General features: G+C 70.6%; 21 protein-coding genes. 10 read left to right on the top strand and 11 right to left on the bottom strand.

What is annotated here, in order from left to right; all coding sequences use genetic code 11:
- Nucleotides 1–25 precede the first annotated feature (25 nt).
- The 3 genes from KZJ41_RS25125 to KZJ41_RS25115 are packed head-to-tail and all read left to right on the top strand — an operon-like array spanning nucleotide 26 to nucleotide 6,281.
- Entirely contained in the window at nucleotides 26–1,702 is a 1,677-nt protein-coding gene (locus KZJ41_RS25125) for an NAD(P)-binding protein (RefSeq protein WP_161997090.1), read from the top strand.
- Nucleotides 1,699–5,271 (top strand): pyruvate:ferredoxin (flavodoxin) oxidoreductase, encoded by a 3,573-nt coding sequence (gene nifJ, locus KZJ41_RS25120; RefSeq protein ID WP_102799534.1) that lies wholly within the window; start codon nucleotides 1,699–1,701, stop codon nucleotides 5,269–5,271. The genes KZJ41_RS25125 and nifJ overlap by 4 nt, the downstream gene beginning before the upstream one ends.
- Nucleotides 5,271–6,281, top strand: coding sequence for a dihydroorotate dehydrogenase-like protein (locus KZJ41_RS25115; protein ID WP_043797962.1), 1,011 nt, complete (start codon nucleotides 5,271–5,273; stop codon nucleotides 6,279–6,281). Before nifJ ends, KZJ41_RS25115 begins: the two co-directional genes overlap by 1 nt.
- Before the next feature lie 16 nt (nucleotides 6,282–6,297).
- On the opposite strand, the gene KZJ41_RS25110 is transcribed toward KZJ41_RS25115, so the two are convergent.
- Nucleotides 6,298–7,119, bottom strand: coding sequence for an MBL fold metallo-hydrolase (locus tag KZJ41_RS25110; protein ID WP_006945056.1), 822 nt, complete (start codon nucleotides 7,117–7,119; stop codon nucleotides 6,298–6,300).
- Nucleotides 7,120–7,154: 35 nt separating this feature from the next.
- Here KZJ41_RS25110 and KZJ41_RS25105 point away from each other — a divergent pair, with 35 nt between their 5' ends.
- The 3 genes from KZJ41_RS25105 to KZJ41_RS25095 all read left to right on the top strand — a co-directional run bounded on the left by KZJ41_RS25105 (nucleotide 7,155) and on the right by KZJ41_RS25095 (nucleotide 10,562).
- Nucleotides 7,155–9,218, top strand: a complete 2,064-nt coding sequence (locus KZJ41_RS25105; protein WP_043797961.1) for a phage holin family protein — start codon at nucleotides 7,155–7,157, stop codon at nucleotides 9,216–9,218.
- A 525-nt stretch (nucleotides 9,219–9,743) separates the two neighbouring features.
- Complete coding sequence (locus KZJ41_RS25100; protein ID WP_043797958.1) at nucleotides 9,744–10,175, top strand: PLDc N-terminal domain-containing protein; 432 nt, start codon at nucleotides 9,744–9,746, stop codon at nucleotides 10,173–10,175.
- Nucleotides 10,176–10,358: 183 nt separating this feature from the next.
- Complete coding sequence (locus KZJ41_RS25095) at nucleotides 10,359–10,562, top strand: hypothetical protein (RefSeq protein WP_180986969.1); 204 nt, start codon at nucleotides 10,359–10,361, stop codon at nucleotides 10,560–10,562.
- A gap of 72 nt (nucleotides 10,563–10,634) precedes the next feature.
- Here the strand turns inward: KZJ41_RS25095 and KZJ41_RS25090 are convergent, their stop codons facing one another.
- Together KZJ41_RS25090 and KZJ41_RS25085 are read right to left on the bottom strand one after the other, a co-directional pair.
- Nucleotides 10,635–11,171, bottom strand: coding sequence for a DUF1269 domain-containing protein (locus tag KZJ41_RS25090; RefSeq protein WP_006945064.1), 537 nt, complete (start codon nucleotides 11,169–11,171; stop codon nucleotides 10,635–10,637).
- 110 nt (nucleotides 11,172–11,281) lie between these two features.
- Nucleotides 11,282–11,704, bottom strand: a complete 423-nt coding sequence (locus tag KZJ41_RS25085) for a hypothetical protein (RefSeq protein ID WP_102799538.1) — start codon at nucleotides 11,702–11,704, stop codon at nucleotides 11,282–11,284.
- A gap of 540 nt (nucleotides 11,705–12,244) precedes the next feature.
- Between KZJ41_RS25085 and KZJ41_RS25080 the strand changes: the two genes are divergently transcribed.
- Nucleotides 12,245–12,574, top strand: coding sequence for a three-helix bundle dimerization domain-containing protein (locus tag KZJ41_RS25080; RefSeq protein ID WP_006945068.1), 330 nt, complete (start codon nucleotides 12,245–12,247; stop codon nucleotides 12,572–12,574).
- A gap of 174 nt (nucleotides 12,575–12,748) precedes the next feature.
- On the opposite strand, the gene KZJ41_RS25075 is transcribed toward KZJ41_RS25080, so the two are convergent.
- The 6 genes from KZJ41_RS25075 to KZJ41_RS25050 form a co-directional block, all read right to left on the bottom strand.
- Nucleotides 12,749–13,816: an ArsO family NAD(P)H-dependent flavin-containing monooxygenase gene (locus KZJ41_RS25075; protein WP_251549791.1), complete on the bottom strand. Its 1,068-nt coding sequence runs from the start codon at nucleotides 13,814–13,816 to the stop codon at nucleotides 12,749–12,751.
- 49 nt (nucleotides 13,817–13,865) lie between these two features.
- Nucleotides 13,866–14,273: a DUF2703 domain-containing protein gene (locus tag KZJ41_RS25070; protein ID WP_006945072.1), complete on the bottom strand. Its 408-nt coding sequence runs from the start codon at nucleotides 14,271–14,273 to the stop codon at nucleotides 13,866–13,868.
- Between the two features lie 121 nt (nucleotides 14,274–14,394).
- Complete coding sequence (locus KZJ41_RS25065) at nucleotides 14,395–14,811, bottom strand: arsenate reductase ArsC (RefSeq protein ID WP_006945074.1); 417 nt, start codon at nucleotides 14,809–14,811, stop codon at nucleotides 14,395–14,397.
- Nucleotides 14,812–14,830: 19 nt separating this feature from the next.
- Nucleotides 14,831–15,481, bottom strand: coding sequence for an arsenate reductase ArsC (locus KZJ41_RS25060; protein ID WP_006945075.1), 651 nt, complete (start codon nucleotides 15,479–15,481; stop codon nucleotides 14,831–14,833).
- A gap of 23 nt (nucleotides 15,482–15,504) precedes the next feature.
- Nucleotides 15,505–16,584, bottom strand: coding sequence for an ACR3 family arsenite efflux transporter (gene arsB, locus KZJ41_RS25055; RefSeq protein ID WP_050035983.1), 1,080 nt, complete (start codon nucleotides 16,582–16,584; stop codon nucleotides 15,505–15,507).
- The gene (locus KZJ41_RS25050) at nucleotides 16,581–16,982 is read right to left on the bottom strand and encodes a helix-turn-helix transcriptional regulator (protein ID WP_043797947.1); all 402 of its coding nucleotides are present in this window, start codon (nucleotides 16,980–16,982) and stop codon (nucleotides 16,581–16,583) included. Before KZJ41_RS25050 ends, arsB begins: the two co-directional genes overlap by 4 nt.
- A gap of 71 nt (nucleotides 16,983–17,053) precedes the next feature.
- Here KZJ41_RS25050 and KZJ41_RS25045 point away from each other — a divergent pair, with 71 nt between their 5' ends.
- Genes KZJ41_RS25045 through arsA form a run of 3 tightly spaced genes read left to right on the top strand, consistent with a single transcriptional unit; the run spans nucleotide 17,054 to nucleotide 19,697 of the window.
- On the top strand, nucleotides 17,054–17,470 hold the full coding sequence (locus KZJ41_RS25045) for a low molecular weight phosphatase family protein (RefSeq protein ID WP_102799536.1): 417 nt from the start codon (nucleotides 17,054–17,056) through the stop codon (nucleotides 17,468–17,470).
- 23 nt (nucleotides 17,471–17,493) lie between these two features.
- Nucleotides 17,494–17,880, top strand: a complete 387-nt coding sequence (gene arsD / locus KZJ41_RS25040; RefSeq protein WP_006945082.1) for an arsenite efflux transporter metallochaperone ArsD — start codon at nucleotides 17,494–17,496, stop codon at nucleotides 17,878–17,880.
- A 26-nt stretch (nucleotides 17,881–17,906) separates the two neighbouring features.
- Complete coding sequence (gene arsA / locus KZJ41_RS25035) at nucleotides 17,907–19,697, top strand: arsenical pump-driving ATPase (protein ID WP_102799537.1); 1,791 nt, start codon at nucleotides 17,907–17,909, stop codon at nucleotides 19,695–19,697.
- Nucleotides 19,698–19,763: 66 nt separating this feature from the next.
- Here the strand turns inward: arsA and KZJ41_RS25030 are convergent, their stop codons facing one another.
- On the bottom strand, nucleotides 19,764–21,089 hold the full coding sequence (locus KZJ41_RS25030) for a bifunctional o-acetylhomoserine/o-acetylserine sulfhydrylase (RefSeq protein WP_065922022.1): 1,326 nt from the start codon (nucleotides 21,087–21,089) through the stop codon (nucleotides 19,764–19,766).
- Nucleotides 21,090–21,365: 276 nt separating this feature from the next.
- Nucleotides 21,366–21,878, bottom strand: a complete 513-nt coding sequence (locus tag KZJ41_RS25025; RefSeq protein ID WP_006930353.1) for an OsmC family protein — start codon at nucleotides 21,876–21,878, stop codon at nucleotides 21,366–21,368.
- Between the last annotated feature and the right edge of the window lie 111 nt (nucleotides 21,879–21,989).

Below are 21,989 nucleotides of genomic sequence, written 5' to 3'. Positions count from 1 at the left end.
CCGGCCGGAGCCCTATCGTGAGGGGATGACTGCCGACGAGCGCAGTGGCGGGGCGACGGGCGGGCGTCCGGCCCGGCCGTCGGAGGAGCTCACACCGCTGCCGGATCTGGTGCACGGCCGTCCCCGCGCGGGGCCGGTGCGCCGGCGTCGGCCCGTGTATGTGGACCTGTTGCCGCCGTGCAACGCCCGCTGCCCCGCCGGGGAGAACATCCAGGCCTGGCTGGCGCACGCGAAGGCCGGCCGCTACGAGCAGGCCTGGCGGCAGTTGGTCGCCGACAATCCGTTCGCCGCCATCCACGGCCGGGTGTGCTACCACCCCTGCGAATCCGTCTGCAACCGCGCCACTCTGGACAGCGCCGTGTCCATCCATTCGGTGGAGCGGTTTCTCGGCGACCGGGCGCGCGAGCAGGGCTGGATGTTCGAGCCGCCGCCCGCCCGCAGCGGCAAGCGGGTACTGGTGATCGGTGCCGGACCGAGCGGGCTGTCCGCTGCCTGTCACCTCGCCCGCCGCGGCCACGACGTCGAGATCCGCGACGCCGGCTCCGAGCCCGGCGGGATGATGCGCTACGGCATCCCGAACTACCGGCTTCCGCGCGACGTGCTCGAGGCGGAACTGGAGCGGGTCGCGGCGCTGGGCGTGGAGCTGACCTGCAACCACCGGGTCGAGGACCTCGCGGCGGAACGCGCCGAGGGTGGTTTCGACGCGGTCTTCGTCGCGGTCGGCGCGCATCTGGCCAAACGGGTCGATATCCCGGCCTGCGACGCGGGCACGATGATCGACGCGGTGTCGTTCCTGCGCGGTGTCGCCGCCGGGGAACCCCCGGCCGTCGGGCGGCACGTTGCCGTCTACGGCGGCGGCAACACGGCGATGGACGCGGCCCGGGTGGCCCGCCGGCTCGGGGCCGAGGACGCGGTCATCGTCTATCGCCGCACCCGCGAGCAGATGTCCGCCCACGAGGAGGAAGCCGAGGACGCCGAACGCGAAGGCGTACGGATCAACTGGCTGCGCACGGTCACCGCCTTCGACGGTCCCGAACTGCAGGTCGAGGTCATGGAACTCGACGAGTCCGGTCGTCCGCGGCCGACCGGACGTTTCGAGACCCTGGCCGCGGACACCCTGATCATGGCGATCGGCCAGGAGACCGAGTCGGCGTTCATGCGCACGCTGCCCGGAGTCGAGTTCGAGCGCGACGGCAGCGTGCGGGTGGACGGGTCGCTGATGACCGGTTGCCCCGGGGTGTTCGCGGGCGGCGACATGGTGCCCGGCGAGCGCACCGTGACGGTGGGGGTGGGGCACGGGAAGAAGGCGGCACACCACATCGACGCCTGGCTGCGCCGAGTGCCCGACGAGCGGCCTGCCAAGCATCCGATCGCGACGTTCGACCAGCTGCACCTGTGGTACTTCGCCGACGCGGATCGGCGGGTGCAGCCCGAACTGCCTGTCGAGCAACGCGTTTCCGGGTTCGACGAGGTGGTCGGCGGGGTATCGGCCGAGGCGGCGACGTTCGAGGCGGGCCGGTGCCTGTCGTGCGGCAACTGCTTCGAGTGCGACGGCTGTCTCGGCGCGTGCCCGGAGGACGCGATCGTCAAGCTGGGTGCCGGCCACGGCTACCGGTACGACTACGACAAGTGCACCGGCTGCGCAGAGTGCTTCGAGCAGTGCCCGGTCCACGCCATCGAGATGTTTCCGGAGCCGACATGACGCGTGCCACGGTGGACGGTAACGAGGCGGCCGTGTCGGTTGCCTACCGGCTCAACGAAGTGTGCTGCATCTATCCGATCACCCCGTCGTCGGCGATGGCCGAGCTGGCCGACGAATGGTCCAGCCGGCACCGGCCGAACGTGTGGGGCACCGTGCCGAGTGTGGTGGAGATGCAGAGCGAGGGCGGCGCGGCGGGCGCGCTGCACGGCGCGCTGCAGGGCGGGGCACTGGCGACGACGTTCACCGCGTCGCAGGGGCTGCTGCTGATGATCCCGAACATGTACAAGATCGCCGGCGAGCTGACCTCGGCGGTCATGCACGTCGCCGCCCGGTCCCTGGCCGCGCAGGGACTGTCGATCTTCGGTGACCATTCGGACGTGATGGCGGTGCGCCAGACCGGGTTCGCGTTGCTCGCCTCGGCCTCGGTGCAGGAGGCGCACGATCTGGCGCTGGTGGCGCAGGCCGCCACCCTGCGGACGCGGGTGCCCTTCGTGCACTTCTTCGACGGCTTCCGCACCTCGCACGAGCTCAACACCATCGAGACGCTGGCCGACGACGACCTGCGGGCCCTGGTGCCCGAGGAGCTGATCCGCGAGCACCGCGGACGCGCGTTGTCGCCGGAGCGGCCGTTCATCCGGGGCACCGCGCAGAACCCGGACACCTACTTCCAGGCGCGTGAGACGGTCAACCCGTTCTACGCCCGGGTTCCGGCGGTGGTGGACGAGTTGATGACGCGGTTGGGGGAGCGCACCGGCCGCGACATGCGCATCGTCGACTACACCGGGCACCCCGAGGCGGAACGGGTGCTGGTGCTGATGGGTTCCGGGGCGCACACCGCGGCCGAAACCGCCGCCGCGCTCACCGCCCGCGGTGAGCGGGTCGGGGTGGTGCAGGTGCGGCTGTATCGGCCCTTCCCCGCCGAGGCGCTGTCGGCGGCGCTGCCGGCGACGGTGCGCACGATCGGCGTGCTGGACCGCACCAAGGAACCGGGTTCGCTCGGCGAGCCGCTGTATCTCGACGTCGTCGCGGCCCTCGCCGAGGCACATGCCGACGGTGAGCGGGCCGTCATGCCCCGGGTCTGCGGCGGACGCTACGGCCTGTCGTCGAAGGAATTCACGCCCGGCATGGTCGCCGGCGTCTTCACCGAGCTCGCCCGCGAGCGGCCCCGGCGCCGGTTCACCGTCGGCATCGACGACGACGTGTCCGGCACCAGCATCACCTACGACCCGTCCTTCGACATCGAATCCTCCGACACCGTGCGGGCGATCTTCTACGGCCTGGGCTCCGACGGCACCGTCGGGGCCAACAAGAACACCATCAAGATCCTCGGCGACGAGGAGCACCTGCACGCGCAGGGCTACTTCGTCTACGACTCGAAGAAGTCCGGCTCGCAGACCGTCTCGCACCTGCGCTTCGGGCCACGGCCCATCCGCGCACCGTATCTGGTGAGCCGCGCGGACCTCGTCGGCTGCCATCAGTTCCGATTCCTCGACAAGATCGACGTCCTGGGGCCGGCCGCGCCGGGAGCGACCCTCCTGCTGAACTGCAGACACCGGCCGGACGAGGTCTGGGACGCGCTGCCCCGCCGGGTCCAGGAACAGATCCTCGACAAACGGATCACGCTGTATGCGGTCGACGCGGGCCGGATCGCTCGTGAGGTCGGGCTCGCCGGGCGGATCAATGTCGTGCTGCAGACCTGCTTCTTCGCGATCTCGGATGTGCTGCCGCGCGAGCAGGCCGTCGCCCGGATCAAGAAGTCGGTGGAGAAGACCTACGGCAACCGCGGAGCCGACGTGCTGCGGCGCGAACTGGCCGCGGTGGACCGGGCATTGGAAGAGCTGCACCGGATCGATGTGCCCGACCGGGTGACCACCACGCGGGTGCCGGCGCCGATCGTGCCCGAGTACGCGCCCGAGTTCGTCCGCACCGTCACCGCGGAGATGATGGCCGGGCGCGGGGACGCCTTGCCGGTCAGCGCGTTTCCCGTGGACGGCACCTACCCGAGCGGCACCACCGCCTACGAGAAGCGCAACATTTCGGAACTGGTCGCGGTGTGGGACCCGGACACCTGCATCCAGTGCGGAAACTGCAGTTTCGTCTGTCCGCACAGCGTGATCCGTACCAAGTTCTACGACAAGTCCCACTTGGACGGTGCCCCGGAGCAGTTCGGCTCGGCGGCATTGGGCGCTGTGGGCCTGCCGGATGCCCGGTACACCCTGCAGGTCTACGCCGAGGACTGCACCGGATGCGGGCTGTGCGTCGAGGCCTGTCCTGCCGTGGCCCCCGGCGCGACGGTGACCAAGGCCATCAACCTCGCCCCCCGCGAACCGCGGGTGGCCCCCGAACGCGAGAACATCACCTTCTTCGAGACGCTGCCGACGGCCGACCGGGCCCGGGTGGACTTCGGCACCGTCCGCGGAACGCAGTTCCTCGAGCCGCTGTTCGAGTTTCCCGGCGCCTGCGCGGGCTGCGGGGAGACCCCGTACCTCAAGCTGCTCTCCCAGCTGTTCGGCGACCGGTTGATGATCGCGAACGCCACGGGCTGCTCGTCGATCTACGGTGGCAATCTGCCCACCACCCCCTGGACGACCAACGCGGACGGACGCGGCCCCGCCTGGTCCAATTCCCTGTTCGAGGACAACGCCGAATTCGGGCTCGGGTTCCGGCTGGCCGCCGACGAGCACACCCGGCTCGCCCGGCGGCGCCTGACCGAACTGCGGGAGGCGATCGGTGCCGACCTCGTCGACGACATCCTGACGGCGCCGCAACTGCGCGAGTCCGAGCTGCGCGCCCAGCGGGAGCGGGTGGCCGAACTCGAAACCCTGCTCGCAGAGCTGGATCCCGCCGTAACCGCCGACCTGCGCAGTGTGCTCGACCACCTGGTGCGGCGCAGCGTGTGGATCGTCGGCGGCGACGGCTGGGCCTACGACATCGGTGCCGGGGGCCTCGACCACGTCCTGGCCAGCGGCCGCAACGTCAACGTCCTCGTCCTCGACACCGAGGTGTATTCCAACACCGGCGGGCAGATGTCCAAGGCCACCCCGCTCGGGGCGGTCGCGAAGTTCGCCGCCGGCGGCAAGACGGTGCCGATGAAGGATCTCGCGTTGCAGGCCATCGCCTACGGCAACGTCTACGTCGCCCGGGTCGCGATGGGCGCCGATCCGCAACACACGTTGCAGGCGATGCGGGAAGCCGAAGCCTACGAGGGACCCTCGCTCGTGATCGCCTACAGTCAGTGCATCGCGCACGGCATCGACATGCGTCACGGGATGGACCAGCAGTACCGCGCGGTGGCCAGCGGGCACTGGCCGCTGATCCGCTACGACCCGGTGTTGCGGGCGGCCGGGCAGAATCCGTTCCTGCTCGATTCGCACCGGCCGAGGATTCCGCTCGAGGACTACCGCAGCCGCGAACTGCGGTACCGCGCGCTCGCCAACACCGATCCGGCGGAATACGACCGGCTCCTCGGCCTCTCCGAGGAGGCGATCGCTCAGCGCTGGGACCGGTACGAGGACATGGCGTCGCAAGGGTCGCACCACTTCACCGCCGACGCCCGCAAGGACCGCTGATGGACCTGTCGACGCGGTATCTGGGCCTGGCCTTGCCGAACCCACTGGTGGCGGCGGCATCCCCGCTGTCCCGCACGGTCGACGGTGTCCGGCGGCTCGCCGGGGCAGGCGTCGGTGCGGTGGTGCTCTATTCGCTGTTCGAAGAGCAGCTGCTGCGCGAAGCGGAGCGCAATGCGGCACTGACCGAGCACGGTTCGCAGAGCTACGCCGAGTCCCTGTCGTACTTTCCGGAGGAAGCCGTCGAGGACCACGGACCGCGCCGCTACCTGAGTCTGCTCGAACGCGCCGCGCAGGCGGTCACCGTCCCGGTGATCGGCAGCCTGAACGGCGTCACCCCGGGCGGGTGGGCGGGCTACGCCCGGTCGATGCAGGACGCCGGTGCGGCCGCGATCGAGCTGAACATCTACTACCTGCCCGGTGATCCGCACATCAGCGGCCGGGACGTCGAACAACGGCACCTCGACGTCCTGGCCCGGGTCGCGGACGCCGTCACCGTGCCGGTGGCGGTCAAGGTGAGCCCCCAGTTCAGTTCGATCGCCGAGATGGCGCTTCGCCTCGACGAGGCCGGGGCCGACGGGCTGGTGCTGTTCAACCGGTTGCTGCAGCCCGACATCGATCCCGAAACCCTCACCGTGGTGCCTGCCGTGACCCTCTCGACCCCCGCGGAAACCCGGCTGCCGCAGACCTGGATCGCGTTGCTGCGTGGACGGGTGCGTGCCGACCTGGCCGCGACCACCGGCGTCGAGGACGCCACCGACGTGATCAAGTACCTGCTCGCCGGCGCGGACGTCGTGCAGTCCGCCTCGGCGTTGCTGCGCCACGGTCCCGAGTACGCCGCCGTCCTGCTCGACGGCGTGCGCGAGTGGATGCGCCGCAAGGGGTATCGCAGCGTCGACGAGTTCCGGGGGATGCTCGCCGTGCCGCCCGGCGCGGACGGGACCGGCCGCGGACGGGGCGACTACGTGAGCGCGCTCCGCGAGGCCGACCACCGCGCCTACGGCATCCCGTGAGCCGAGGTGGCCGAGTTCATACGCGGTGTGGTCCCGGCGAACCGGGGCCGGCGCCCGGTGCGCCGAGTGCGCCACCCGGGGGCAATTCCACCGCGACGATCCCCGCCCGCTGGGCGTGGTGGACGAATTCGGCGCCCGGACCGAAGAACAACCGGGGGCGTACGGCGTCGAGGCCGATCGGCCACAGCGTGCCGTAGTGGATCGGCACCGCCAGGCCCGCTGCCACCAGGCGCGCGACGACCGCGGCCCGGGACGGGTCGAGGTGGCCGTTGCCGAGGGTCGGACCCCAGCCCCCGACGGGTAGCAACGCGAGGTCCACCGGGCCGACGTGGTCGGCGAGGTCCGGGTACAGGTCGGTGTCGCCGGCGAAGTAGGTCCGCCGGTCCCCCTCGACGACGTACCCGATCGCCGGGGCGAGTTCCGGGCCGCGTCGCCAGCGCCGCCCGTCGTGTCGGGCGGGCACCGCCCGGACGGTGAGCGTGCCGATCCGTGTCTCGTCGCCGGGCCGCAGCGGCACCAGGCGGTCGGCGAATCGGCGCAGCGCGGGCAGGCCGTCGATCGCCCGCCACGGGGCCACGATCGGAACGTCCGGGTCGAGCAGCCGCAGCGACGGCAGGTGGGTGTGGTCGGCGTGCAGGTGCGAGAGCAGGACGGCGTCCGGGTTGCGCACGTGCGGCCCGATCGGGGTGGGCCCCCGGCGGCGGCGCAGATGCGCGACGCGGTCGGTCAGCACCGGATCGGTCAGGACGACCGTCCCGCGGTCCATGATCAGCGCGCTGGCATGTCCGAGCCAGCGCACACCGGATGTGGCGGCATCCGGACCCGGTGGCGTGCTCACGACCCTTACGATTCCAGACGAGGGAAGGGGCCGCGATGCGCACGGTGGGCGGCATGGTGCGGGTGCTCGTCGAGTTCCTGGTGCTGTGGGGGTCGTCGGCGCTCGCGCTCATCGTGCTCGACCGCATCCTCGACGGCATCACCCTGGACCCGTCGGGCTTCACTCCGCTACCGACGCTGCCGGCCGCGCTGGCGCTCGCGTTGGTGTTCGGCCTCCTGAACGCGGCGCTGTGGCCGGTGATGATGCGGTTGATGTCGTGGATCGGTCCGGTGCTGCTGTTCGTCGGGGTGTTCGTGGCCGGCGGTGTGATCATGCTGTTGACGCTCTACCTGGTACCGGTCGCGTCGGTGGACCAGCGCCGGGATGCGTTCTACCTCGCGGCGCTGCTCTCGCTGTTCACCTCAGTCGTCTCGGGCGCCATCGCGTCCCGTTCCGATACCGCGTACCGGCTGATGCAGGTGCGCCGACAGCGGTTCCGGTTGCGTCGCAACACCGCACTCGTGGACGCGTCCCCGGGGCTGTTGTGCATCCAGATCGACGGCCTCGGCTACGACGTGCTGCGTCGCGCGATCGCCGACGGTGTGACCCCCGCGCTGGCGAAGTTGGTGCGCGAGACCCACCGGCTGATGCCGTGGCACACCGACTGGAGCAGTCAGACGGGTGCGACCCAGCTGGGCGTGCTGCACGGCTCCAACCACAACGTGCCGGCGTTCCGCTGGTACGACAAGACCACCGAGCACGTCTCGGTGTTCAGCAACCCGGTCGACAACGAGCAACGCGAACTCGAACGCACCCACATCCCCGGCCTGCTGGCGCACGACGGTACGAGCCGGGGCAACCTGTTCACCGGCGGCGCGCACGACAACGTGCTCGTCGTCAGCCGGATGCGCGGTGCCCGCCTCGGCGGCGGTGCCGGCTACAGCGACTACTTCGCCGACCCGGCGAGCGCGCTGCGCACGTTCATCCGGATGCTCGCGGAACTGCAACGGGAACTACGCCAGTCGCTGCGGCAGAAGCGGAAGGACATCCAGCCGCGGGTGCCGCGGGGCGGGCTCTATCCGTTCGTGCGGGCGTTCGCGACCGTGCTCGCCACCGATGTCGCCGTCGCGGCGGTGGTGGGCGATCTGATCAAGGGGCGCAGCGTCGTCTACGTCGATCTGATCGGCTACGACGAGGTGTCGCACCACTCCGGCATCTCCCGGCCCGAGACCCTCGCGGTGCTGACCAAACTCGACGACGTCGTCGAGATGCTGCTCGCCGTGGTGGCGCAGGCCGATCGGCCCTACCGCGTCGTCGTGCTGTCCGACCACGGGCAGAGTCAGGGCGCGACCTTTCTGCAACGCTACGGGGAAACCTTGGGGCAGTTGGTCATCCGGCTGGCCACCCGGCGCGAACCGGCGAAGCGCCACTGGTACGAGCGCGAATCCGACGTCTCCGCCCAGCCCGGGTCGGAGGGGCGCGCCTACGCCGCGGCCAGCGTGCACTCGCCGGCCGCCGCCGAGGAGGCACACGCCTGCGCGGGTGAGCCGATCGTGCTCGGCTCGGGCAACCTCGGCCTGGTCTACTTCCCGCACCTGCCCGGACGCGCCGACGTCCACGCCATCGAGGCCGCCCACCCCGGTCTGCTCACCGGGCTGCGCGAGCATCCCGGGATCGGCTTCCTGCTCGTGGCCGCTCCCGGGGGGTCCGTGGTGCTCGGGCCCCACGGCGAGGTCGACGTGACCACGGGGAAGGTCACCGGCCGGAACCCGCTGGCGGTGATGGGCCCCGACGCGCTGGCGAAGGTGCGTCGCACCGACACCTTCGACAACGTTGCCGACATCATGGTCGGCGGCACGTACTGGCCCGACACCGACGAGGTCGCGGCGTTCGAGGAGCAGGTCGGCTCGCACGGCGGCATGGGCGGACCGCAGAGCACTCCGTTTCTCGTCTACCCCGCCGATCTGCCCGCCCCGCCCGAACCGCTGCACGGCGCCGAAACCGTGCACACGGTGCTCGTCGGCTGGCGGGATTTTTCGACGGGACCGCGCCCAGCGGTGACGAAGCAGGACGCGACGACCGGTGCGGATGACCCGGGACGCCCGGCATCCCGGGGCTGACCGCGGGACAGACCGGCCGAGGAGGGGTGGAGTCGGCCGACCGCTTCGAGGCCGAGGGATCTCGGCGCGGCGTGGGAGGACCTCGAGGTCGGGGTCGAACACCTCACCCGATGGGAAGCGGATTGCGCTGGTCACCGACCGGATGATCACCGTCATCTCGTTCCCGGGTGCCGGGGCAGTGGCCGGACATACACTCGAGGCAGTCCTATCCGGCGGAGCACACCGGGACTGCGTGATTCGAGACGAGCATGACCGAGGCGGGTGCGGTTCCCCTCACCGCGGAGCGGTGGAGCGGCTCGTCGCCGAGTTCGACGGCCGTCCCCACCTGCATCGAGTGGAGGCGGTCGTGGCGCCGGCGTCGAGGACTTGCGGGGGTTCCGGTGCCGGACCTGCCCCGAGCTGGTCGAACGATTCGCCCGGCGGCGCCTGCTCGATCCGGTCGAGTCCGGGCAGTGTGCGGTGCCGTAGCAGCGGCGTCGACGCCGCTGTGGCGGTCGAGGAGGTCCGGTCGAGGAGGTGCACATCATGGAGTCGTTCTGGGATTTCCTGTGGTACACGATCGTCGTGTTCGTGTTCGCGGCGTATCTGATCGTGCTGTTCCAGATCCTGATCGATCTGTTCCGGGACCACACCGTCTCCGGCGTGGCCAAGGCCTTCTGGGTGGTGGTGCTGATCGTGGTCCCGTTCTTCAGCGCCTTGATCTACCTCGTGGTGCGCGGCCAGGGGATGGCCATCCGGGCCGGGCAGGCGCAGCTCGCGGCCAGGCAGACCACCGACGAGTACATCCGGCAGGTGACGGCCGGCAGATCTCCGGCCGGGCAGATCGCCGACGCGAAGGCCCTGCTCGACTCGGGTGCGATCACCCCCGCGGAGTTCGCGCAGCTCGAGGCCAAGGCGGTGGGGCAGAATACCGCCGGGCAGGGCACCACCGGGCGCGACAGCATGCCCCGTCGCTGACGAGCGACTGCACGAGGTGCCGGTGCGGGGACCGCCTGCGCCGGCCGTGACCTCGGGCCGAAGTAGACGTGCGGGGTGAAGGTGATGGAGACCGGACCGTCCCGGACCGTTCGCCTGTGGCGTCGGGCCCCGTGGAGCCGCAGTCCTTTGATGCGCCGGTACGACCGGATCGAATGGGTCGATGTGACCGGCACTCCGGTCGCCCCTCCGCGGAGTGGGGCGGACAGTGCCGCCACCGCCGTCGTCGCGGCCCTGACGGTGTGGACGGTGACGGCGGCGGCAGGCGCGGGGCTGTACGGGCTGCACCGGTGGGCCGAGCATCGCCGAGGGGCGGCGTGGGACAGCGAGTGGCGCGGGCTGGGCACGACGCCGGGACGGCCGGCCTGAGCGGCAGGTATGCGGCCGTGTGCGGACGCGCTCGAACGCGGAGCTCAGGGGGCGATGCGAGCGTTCGCGAGGTTATCGATTCTGCTCGGCGTTCCTGATGTCGATGGCGAGTTGGTCGGCGGCCATGTCGGTGGCTTTGGAGACGATCCGGTTGGCGGCTTTGATGTTTGCGACGATCTGATCGGCGAGGTTGGTTTCGTACACCACGATCACGCCGGCCTGGCCCTCGTCGAGGGTCTCACCGAGTTCTTTGACGTCGCTGCGTTTCATCCGGTCGCTGGCGTGCCCCACCACGGCCCCGAGGGCCGTCCCGCCGGCGGCGGCGCCGACGAGACCGATGCCCACGGGCGGGAACAGCGCCGCCACCACACCCACCGCCAGTCCCCAGCCGAGGCCGACCGCTGCCCCGTGGCGGGTGGGTTGTTCGTGCTTCTTGACGATGTGGACCTTCCCGTTCTCGTCCTTGGCGATGACGGACGCGTCGAAGTCGTGGGAGGTGCGTATCTCGCGGTACAGCTGCTCGAGTGCCTCGTAGTCCGCTACGGCGTCCTCGACGCTGTCGTATGCCGCAGCGCTCACGTACAGGATGTCGTGCTCGTGCTTGCTCATGTGCAAACCTCCGAAATCTGATCGACCTGCAGGGGCTGACCGACGGACGTCAGCGCCTGGCGGCCGTCGCGTTGCCGAGGGCGAAGCTCGGCCCGACGGCAGGATTCGTCCTAGTAGTCGGCTCGCGGATTCCAGGTCGACACCGCCCAGATGACCACCACGTCCAAGGCGATGATCAGGATCGACCACCACGGGTAGTACGGCAGCCACAGGAAGTTCGCCAGGATCGACAGTGCCGCGACGACGATCGCCGCTACCCGCGCCCACGTTGCGCCGGTGATCAAGGCGATGCCCACGACCACCAACACCACTCCGAGGACGATGTGGATCCACCCCCACGCGGTGAAGTCGAACTTGAACGTGTACTCCGGGCCCTGGACGAACAACTCGTCCTCGGCCACCGCGGCGATGCCCTGGAGCAACTGGACGATGCCGACGGTGGCCATGATGACCGCCGCCCCCACCGACGTGCCCGCCGCGATGCCCTGCTTGACGCTGATGCTTCCCGGGTCGTGACGTACATCCTCGGACATGGCGGTCCCCTTCACAGGTTGGATGAGACATCAGCAGTATGCGCCGATCCCGCATCCGCCTCGGGGAAAGTGCTGATCTTCCTCACCGTCCGGGGTGAACGGTGCGTGGTCCGGGAAACGGTCTCACGTGTTTTCGCTCGGTTGCACGAGGTGCCTTCCCCGGGCGGACACCGCGCCGAAGGTGGGCACACAGGGCGACCGTCAACGACGAACCCGGTTCCTGCCCCGTACCCGACCCGCCGTGCAGAGGATAGGGCCTCGGGCGGAGTCGGTTCGAGCGTTTCTCTACGGTGGGAGAGGCTCTGCGACGGCCGTTATCGACAGCGAGGAGCCTGGCCCAATCGACCATCTCGTCATCGAGTGGCCCGCCGCCGGCCCGTGCCCACCGCCGCAGGCGTTCGACATGACCCGGGCCGGCCGACGATCCGAACAGACCCCACCGGCCTCGTGCAGAGGGGCCTGATTCCGCCGCGGGTGCGCAGATCGAAGTGGTATCGAAACGTGTTCCTACCCGTCCTGTTCTGCGGGACAATACTTCTCATGGACGACAGCGAAGTGCACGCCATCGACGTCGTCCGAATCCGACTCGGCCAGCGCTACCCCGACCTCGACCCCGAGGTGGTGGGGGGCCTGATCGAGGCCACGCTCGGCCGGCTCGACGGATGCCGCATCCGAGACTTCGTCCCCCTGCTGGTCGAACGGGCCGCCACGCGCACACTCGACGCGACGTACCACCGTGCACCGGAGTCTCGAGAACCGATGCGCACCCCCGAACCGCCCGCGGTGACCGAGACCGGCGAGGTGCGGACCGCGAGCAGCGTCCGGGTGCGGTGGGCCGTTCTCGTGCGTCGCTCATCACGCCTGTCGTAGGCGGTGACAAGAGACGGCGAGACCCGGGTCGGAACCGGAGTCGACGGTCGTCCACCACACCCGGGCGGGCGGGATGCTCGGCACGCAGCCAGGGTGTCGGCGACACACCCATGCCCGAAACCGGAGTCACGTCCTGAAACGGTTGGGAATCCGACACGAATCAACGACGGGGGCTCAGGGGCGGGGGTCCATCGCCAGCCCGGCGACGGCGGCCTTGGCGGTGCGCCCGACCCCGATCAGCGTGGCCGAGCCGGGGCCGGTCCAGTCCCCGTAGCCGAGCAGATGCAGCCGGGGTTCCTTCAACGCCTGGGTGCCCGCCACAGCGATCGAACCGTCCGGCCCACGCAGGTGCAACGGCCGCAGAGGCGTCAGGGCGGGTCGAAAACCGGTGGCCCACACGATCACCTCCGCGTGCCGGCTCTCGCCGGTGTCGTCCCAGAAGACGCCGTCACGGGTCAGTCGGTCGAACATCGGCAGCGGATCCAGGGCGCCGCGGTCCCGGGCCGCGAGGACCTCCGGGACCATCACGATGTCACCGAGGTCGGTGATGCCGCCCGGATCGGGGCGTCCGGCCGCCAGCGCCAGCGCGCGCCGCGAGGCCATCTCGAACAGCACGCGTCCGTCGACGTCGTCCGGCAGGAATCGCGGCGGCCGGGGGGTCACCCAGGTGGTGCCTGTGACCTCCGAGATCTCGGCGACCAGCTGGGCCCCGGAGTTGCCGCCGCCGATCACCACCACCGTCTTACCGGCGAAGTCATCCGGGGTGCGGTACTGCACGGTGTGCAACTGTCTGCCCGCGAAGCTGCGGGCTCCGGGATAGACGGGCCAGAACGGCTGCTGCCAGGTGCCGGTGGCACTGATCACCCGCCGTGCCCGCCACACTTGCTCCGCGGTGTCCACCCGCAGCCGCTCCCGGTCGTCGTCACGGGTGACCGCCCGCACCCGCACCGGCCGCCGCACCGGCAGGCCGTAGCGACGCTCGTACGCGGTCAGATACTCGATCACATGCCGAGCGGGTGGGAACCCGTCCTGCCACGGCGGCATCGGCCATCCCGGCAGCGACGCGTACTCCGCCGGGGAGAACAGCCGCAGCGACGGCCAGGTGTGCGGCCACGCCCCGCCCGGCGCGGACCGGTCGTCGAGGATGACGAACTCGTGCCCGGCCCGGCGCAGGTAGTACCCGGCGGCCAGGCCGGCCTGCCCGCCCCCGATCACCACGACGTCCACCTCGATCGCGCTCATCGTCTCCCTCGTCACCCGTGGCCCGTCGTCGTGCGCAGAGCTACCGGTGTCAGCCGTCAGGGTGTTCGGGGGCGTCGAGCAGGCTCGCCGCGGCGATCAGGGCGGCTTTGACGATCAGTCGTTCGGGGATCTCCTCGAACGTGACCGGTCCGAGTGCGACGGTCCGGCACGGGGAGTCGCCGCACACCGAGCAGCAGCGGCTGCTGCCGACGTCGGCGTCGAGCCAGTCCTCGAGCGGACGGCCGGCGATCCAGATGCGGTTGGATTCGGCCGGGTTCGCGGCGAAGGCGGCGTCGTCGAGTTCGCGGACCTCGAGTTGCGGTGCGATGCCGAGCGGGCGCAGGACCTGCTCGAGCGTGCCGACCGCGTGCTGGACCTGCTCACCGGTGCCGGCGCAGCGGCGGCACGTCTGGCCCTGGCTGACCAGGCGTTGCCAGACGATGGGCAGTGCCGTCATCGCACACCCCTTCTCGGTTCGCGGGGAAGGTGGGAGTCGCCCCGGGCTCCAGTGTGGCCGACCCGGCCGGGCCGCAGGGCGTGTCCCGACGGATCCGGCCGGGGCCCGCCCTGCGGTCGGGTCAGCTGCGGACGGCGCCGGGGACGAGTTCGGCGATCAGTGCCTCGACCCGCGTCTTGATCTCGTCGCGGATGGGGCGGACCGACTCGACGCCCTTGCCGGCCGGGTCCTCGAGCACCCAGTCGCGGTAGCTCTTGCCGGGGAAGACCGGGCAGGTGTCGCCGCAGCCCATGGTGATCACCACGTCGGAGGCTTCGACGGCGTCGGTGGTGAGGATCTTCGGGGATTGGGTGGAGATGTCGATGCCGAGCTCGGCCATGGCCTCGACGGCGGCGGGGTTGACCTGATCGGCGGGGGCGCTGCCGGCGGAACGGACCTCGACGGCGTCGCCGGCGAGGGCGGTGAGGAATCCGGCGGCCATCTGGGAGCGGCCGGCGTTGTGCACGCACACGAACAGCACGGACGGCTTGGTGGTCATCGAGGGAACCTTTCGGGTGTCAGACGGTGGGAACGGCGGTGAGGTCGGCGAGCAGAGCGCGGACCCGGGCGTCGAGGTCGTCACGGAGGGTGCGGACCACCTCGAGGGATTGTCCGTCCGGGTCGGGGACGGTCCAGTCGAGGTAGCGCTTGCCTGGGTAGACGGCGCAGGCGTCGCCGCAGCCCATGGTCACGACCACGTCCGCGGCGGCGACGACGTCGTCGGTGAGCGGCTTGGGGAACTCGGCGCCGAGATCGAGTCCGAGTTCGGCCATGGCCTCGACCACGACCGGGTTGATCGCCGCGATCGGCGCGGAGCCGGCGGAGCGGACGTGGACGCGGCCACCGGCACGGTGGTCGAGCAGGGCGGCGGCCATCTGGGAGCGGCCGGCGTTGTGTACACAGACGAACAGCACCTCCGGAACGTCCTTGGCGACGGCGCCTTCGGCCTGGGCCAGCGCGGTCAGGCGTTCGGCGGCGAACCGCGGGGCGAGCGCGGTCAGGTGGGTGCAGACGGTGGCGGTGCGGCGCAGTGCCGCATAGGACTCGAACACCACCCGTTCGACGGTCTGCGGGGAGAAGATTCCGTCGTACTTGTCGGCGAGGTGCTCGGCGGCACGCTGGAGTACTGCCTGCGGCATGAGCAGTTCGGGCTGGTGGCGGTCGGACATGCCGTCTCCCTGGCTCTCGGGCTTCACGAAGCAGCGGGGGTGGCGGAGGGGGTGAAGCGCTTGCGCAGGGCGAGCGAGACGTAGACGAGGCCGACGAGCACGGGCACCTCGATGAGCGGCCCGACGACGCCCGCGAGGGCCTGCCCGGAGGTGACGCCGAAGGTGGCGATGGCCACGGCGATGGCGAGTTCGAAGTTGTTGCCGGCCGCGGTGAACGCGAGGGTGGTGGTGCGCTCGTAGCCCAGACCCATCGCGGCGCCCAGGAGATAGCCGCCGCCCCACATGATCGCGAAGTACGCCAGCAGCGGCAGGGCGATGCGGGCGACGTCCCACGGGTGGGAGGTGATCTGCTCGCCCTGCAGCGCGAAGAGCATCACGATGGTGAACAGCAGCCCGTACAGGGCCCACGGCCCGATCCTGGGCAGGAACTTCTGCTCGTACCAGGTGCGGCCTTTGGCCTTCTCGCCGAAGTGCCGGGTGAGGAAACCGGCGAGCAGCGGGATGCCGAGGAAGATGAGCACCGACTTGGCGATCTGCCAGGGCGAGACGTCGAGGGTGGTCTGTTCGAGTCCGAGCCAGCCCGGCAGCACCGAGAGATAGAACCAGCCGAGGCCGGCGAACATGATCACCTGGAAGACGGAGTTCAGCGCGACCAGCACGGCGGCGGCTTCGCGGTCGCCGCAGGCGAGGTCGTTCCAGATGATGACCATGGCGATGCAGCGGGCCAGACCGACGATGATCAGTCCGGTGCGGTACTCGGGCAGGTCGGGCAGCATCAGCCAGGCCAGGGCGAACATCAACGCCGGCCCGACGATCCAGTTCAGGACCAGCGAGCCGATCAGCATCCGCCGGTCGCCGGTGACGGTGTCGAGCCGGTCGTAGCGCACCTTGGCCAGCACCGGGTACATCATGATCAGCAGGCCGAGGGCGATCGGCAGCGAGATGCCGTCGATCTCGACGGCGGAGATGATGTCGCCGAGGCCCGGGATCAGGCGGCCGAGCAACAGGCCTGCGACCATGGCGACGCCGATCCACACCGGCAGGAACCGGTCGAGTGTGGACAGCTTGCCGACCACGGCCGGGTGGTCGCTGGTGGTGGTCACGAGGCGACCTCCTCGAGGGTGACGGCGGGCGTGCAGGACGAGTTCGCGACGATCCCGGATTCGACGGACAGCACCGCGGACAGCTGGGCCAGAGCGGAGGGGACGACCCGGTAGTGCACCCAGGTGCCGCGACGTTCGCAGTCGAGGAGGCCGGCCTCCCGCAGCACCTTCAGATGGTGCGAGATGGTCGGTTGCGACAGGTCGAAGGACGGTGAGATGTCGCACACGCAGCACTCGCCGCCCTCGTGGCTGGCGATCAGGCTCAGCATCCGCAGGCGCACCGGATCGCCCAGGGCCTTGAACATGCGAGCCAGGTCACCGGCCCAATCGGAGGTGAGCGGCTCGCGGCTGAGCGGCGGGCAGCAGGGCTCGTCCCCGCGCGGCGGTTGATTCGGCATGCGTCTATATTGACGGTTGTCGAAACACGGCGTCAAACGGACAGCCGGCCCGGTCGGAAGGAAACCCTCACGTGCGCACACCCTCGGTGCTGTTCGTCTGCGTGAAGAACGGCGGCAAGTCCCAGATGGCCGCCGCGCTGATGCGCAAGGCCGCCGGCGGCCGCATCGCCGTGCACTCCGCCGGAACGGCACCGGGTCCGGCGCTCAACGCCCTCTCGGTGCAGGCGCTCGAGGAGGTCGGCGCACCGGTGGACGGCGAGTACCCCAAGCCGATCGATCCGCAGCTGCTGCGGGAGGTCGACCTCGTCGTCACCCTCGGCCGTGACGCCCGCGTCGACGCGGCGTACGTGGAGAACTGGGACACCGACGAGCCGTCCGAGCGCGGCATCGACGGCATCGAACGGATGCGCCTCGTGCGCGACGACATCGCCGCCCGCGTCGACGCGCTCGCCGCCCGCCTGCTCGACTCCGCCTCCCCCACCCGCTGATCCGACCGATCCAGGAGAAACTCATGAGCACCATTGCAGTCTTCGAGCCGGCCCTGTGCTGCAACACCGGCGTGTGCGGCGACGACGTGGACCGGAACCTCGTCACCTTCACGGCCGACATGCAGTGGCTGAAGGATCAGGGTGCCGCCATCACCCGGCACAACCTCGCCAACGATCCGCTGGCCTTCGCGCACAATCCCGCCGTCAAGCGCTTCCTCGAGGTCGCCGGCTCCGCCGGTCTGCCGCTCGTGCTCGTCGACGACGTCACCGTGCTCACCGGCCGCTACCCCGATCGGACCCAGCTCGCCGCGTGGGCGGGACTCGACGCCGCGCAGGCGCCCGTCGGCGCGACGATGCTGAATCTCGCGGACGATGCCTGCTGCACACCCGGCGACTCCACCTGCTGCTGAGCTGTCGAGGACGAGGAGATCACCGGATGACCACCCCCACGTTCCTGACCGACCCGCCGCGGTTCGTGTTCTTCACCGGCAAGGGCGGCGTCGGCAAGACCTCCATCGCCTGTGCGAGCGCGCTGAGCCTCGCCCGCGCCGGGAAGAAGGTGCTGCTGGTCTCGACGGACCCCGCCTCGAACGTCGGCCAGGTCTTCGGCCTGGCGATCGGCAACGCCCTCACCGCAATTCCCGCGGTGCCGGGCCTGTCGGCGCTCGAGATCGATCCCGAGCAGGCCGCCGACGCCTACCGTGAACGCATCGTCGGACCGGTGCGGGGTTTGCTGCCCGACGCGGAGATCGCCTCGATCACCGAGCAGCTCTCCGGTTCGTGCACCACCGAGGTCGCGTCCTTCGACGAGTTCACCTCCCTGCTGACCGACACCGACGGCGAGATCGCCTCGTTCGACCACGTGCTGTTCGACACCGCCCCCACCGGACACACCATCCGGCTGCTACAGCTGCCCGGGAACTGGACCGAGTTCCTCGAGGCGGGCAAGGGTGACGCGTCGTGCCTCGGACCGCTCGCCGGGCTCGACAAGCAGAAAGCCATGTACGCCGCCGCGGTCGACGCACTGGCGGACCCGCAGCGCACCCGGCTCGTGCTCGTCGCCCGCGCCACTCGCTCCGCCCTCGCCGAGATCGACCGCACGCACGGCGAACTCGCCACCCTCGGGCTGAGCCGCCAGCACGTCGTCGTCAACGGCGTCCTGCCGGCGCCGTCCGGCGACACGGACCCCCTCGCCCTCTCGATCCACCGTCGAGAACAGGCCGCATTGGCGGGCATGCCGGCGGCGCTGAAACCGTTGCCACTGGACCTGATCGAGCTCAAGGCCGCGAACATGATCGGTCTCGATGCCCTCGGGACGCTGTTCGAGACGGCCGACGGCGGCACGGACCTCCCGCCGGAGACCGGCGCGGTGTCGGAGGTCGCGGATGCACCGCTGCGCGCCCTGATCGACGAGATCGAGCGGGACGGGCACGGTCTCGTGATGTGCATGGGCAAGGGCGGGGTCGGGAAGACCACGGTCGCCGCGGCCGTCGCCGTGGCCCTGGCCGAACGCGGACACGAGGTCCACCTGACCACCACCGACCCCGCCGCACACCTGACCGAGACCCTGCACGGCGACGTCGAACACCTCCACGTCTCGCGCATCGATCCCGCCGAGGCCACTCGCGCCTACCGCGAGCGGGTGATGGCCACCAAGGGTGCGCACCTCGACGAGCAGGGCCGCGCGACCCTCGCCGAGGACCTGCGCTCCCCGTGCACCGAGGAAGTGGCTGTCTTCCAAGCCTTCTCGCGAGTGATCCAGGAGTCCCGGCGCAAGTTCGTCGTCGTCGACACCGCGCCCACCGGCCACACCCTGCTGCTGCTCGACGCCACCGGGTCCTACCACCGCGACGTCACCCGGCAGCTGGGCCCGGGCCTGCACGCCGTCACCCCGATGATGCGCCTGCAGGACCCGGCTTCGACCAAGGTCCTGTTGATCACCCTCGCCGAGACCACCCCCGTGCTCGAGGCCGCCGGGCTCCAGGCCGACCTCGAACGTGCCGGTATTCACCCCTGGGCGTGGGTGATCGACAACTCCGTGGCCGCCGCCGCGCCCACTGCGCCGCTGCTGCGCCGCCGCGCCGCCGCCGAGCTCGAGCAGATCGACAAGATCCGTACCGAACTCGCCGATCGCTACGCGGTCGTGCCGCTGCTCGCGACCGAACCGGTCGGGGTGCCGGCGCTCAGGGCGCTCGGCGAAGTGTCCGCCCCGGTCGCCGTGCGGTAGCGCCCGGTTCCGACATGCGCGATCCCGCCCCGGCATCCGGGGCGGGATCGATGCGTGCGGCCGTGATCAGGCGCCGGCGGCCTCGAGGCCGGTGGTGATGTCGGCGAGGATGTCGTCGATGCCTTCGATGCCCACGGCGAGGCGGACCTGGCCGGGGGTGACGCCGGCGGCGAGTTGCTCGGTGGCGGTGAGCTGGGAGTGGGTGGTGGAGGCGGGGTGGATGACCAGCGAGCGGACGTCGCCGATGTTGGCGACGTGGCTGTGCAGGGTCAGTGCGTCGACGAACTTCTTGCCGGCGTCGACGCCGCCGGCGAGTTCGAAGGTGACGATGGCGCCGGTGCCGCGGGGGGCGAGCTGCCGGCCGCGCCGGTACCAGGGGGAGGAGGGCAGGCCGGCGTAGGACACCGCGGTGACCTCGGGGCGGGTGGTGAGGAACTCGGCGACGCGGGCGGCGTTGGCGACGTGCCGTTCCATGCGCAGCGACAGGGTTTCCAGGCCCTGGGCGATGAGGAAGGCGTTGAACGGGGAGACCGCGGCGCCGAGGTCGCGCAGCAGTTGCACGCGGGCCTTGAGGGCGTAGGCGGGGGCGCCGAGGTCGGCGTAGACCACGCCGTGGTAGCTGGGGTCGGGGGTGACGAACTGGGGGTGGCGCGCGGTGCCGTCGGGGCCGGTGGCGGTCCAGTCGAAGGTGCCGCCGTCGACGAGGACGCCGGCGATGGCGGTGCCGTGGCCGCCGAGGTATTTGGTGGCCGAGTGCACGACGATGTCGGCGCCGTGCTCGAGGGGGCGGATCAGGTAGGGGGTGGCGACGGTGTTGTCGACGATCAGCGGCAGGTGGTGCTCGTGGGCCACCCCGGAGATGCCCGGCAGGTCGAGGAGGTGGTTCTTGGGGTTGGCGATGGTTTCGCCGTAGAAGGCGCGGGTGGTGGGGCGGATCGCGGCGCGCCACTGGTCGAGGTCGTCGGGGTCGTCGACGAAGGTGACCTCGATGCCGAGTCGGGGCAGGGTGTAGTGGAACAGGTTGTAGGTGCCGCCGTAGAGGTAGGGGCTGGAGACGAGGTGGTCGCCGGCGGCGGCGAGGTTGAGCACGGCGAAGGTTTCGGCGGCCTGGCCGGAGGACAGCAGCAGGGCGGCGGCGCCGCCTTCGAGGGCGGCGATGCGTTGTTCGACCGCGTCCTGGGTGGGGTTCATGATGCGGGTGTAGATGTTGCCCGGTTCGGTGAGGCCGAACAGGGCGGCGGCGTGGTCGGTGCTGTCGAAGGTGTAGCTGGTGGTCTGGTAGATCGGCAGGGCGCGGGCGCGGGTGTCGCCGCCGCCGGGCTGGCCCACGTGGATCTGCTTGGTCTCGAAGCTCCAGCCGGCGGCGGGATCGGTTGCGGGGGTTTCGCTCATGGGTTGCTGCTCCGTCTTTCGTTCGACAATCGTCTCGAGGTGACGTGACGGTTCCCGCGCGGGACTCGACACGGGGAACGCCACGTCGGATGCACAATCGGGATGCCCGATACGGGCGAGGTCCGGGTGCGGCCGGTCAGGCGGCCGGACACCCGCAGATACACATGCGCACGGCCCGGCAGCGGGCGGAAGGCCCCGGCATTGCCTGCATTCGTGTCCGGCTCACGCGCCCGACACTATCTGTTGTGCGGGGCGCCGACCAGCGCTCCCCGGAATTCACGCGATCTCGACCACGGTCCGCACCGGGGTGGGGTTGCGCGTCAGATCGAGGACGGGGCAGTGGGCGTCCACCGCTTCCTGCAGTTCGAGGTAGCGTTCGCGCGGCTCCGGTCCCGACAGCGTGACGGCGACCCGCACCTCCCCGAATCCGGGGCGGACGTCGTCGAAGCCGAAGAACCCGCGCACGTCCAGATCGCCCTCGGCGCGCGCCGAGATGTCGTCGACGCGGATCCCGAGCCGCTCCGCCCAGACGCGGTAGGTCACCACCTGGCAGGACAGCAGCGAGGCGAGGTAGTACTCGACGGGGTTCGGCGCGGTGTTCTCCCCGCCCAGGGCCGGCGGTTCGTCGACCTCGACGCTGAACCTGCCGAGGGCGACGGTGCTGGCGACGGCGTCGTGCCCGTGCGCTTCGGCGCGGAAGACGGCGTGAGCCCGGGTGGGGTCGTCGGCGATCGCCTCACGATTCGTGTCGACGACGGCGCGCAGGTGGGTGGACGGAGCAGTGGTCATGAATGTGCTTCCTCGACAGTCGGTTCGGGGGAGAGACGGGCCTACGGGCACGGACACGTGGACGTCGCCGTGCGGGCGAAGTCGATGTGGCGGCGACGGGTCAGCAGGAGC

The sequence above is a fragment of the Rhodococcus sp. 11-3 genome (genome assembly GCF_023704055.1).
GTDB lineage: Bacteria > Actinomycetota > Actinomycetes > Mycobacteriales > Mycobacteriaceae > Rhodococcus > Rhodococcus aetherivorans.
The sequence above is the reverse complement of the archived record's forward strand: the minus strand, read 5'-3'. Positions and strand labels throughout refer to the sequence as shown.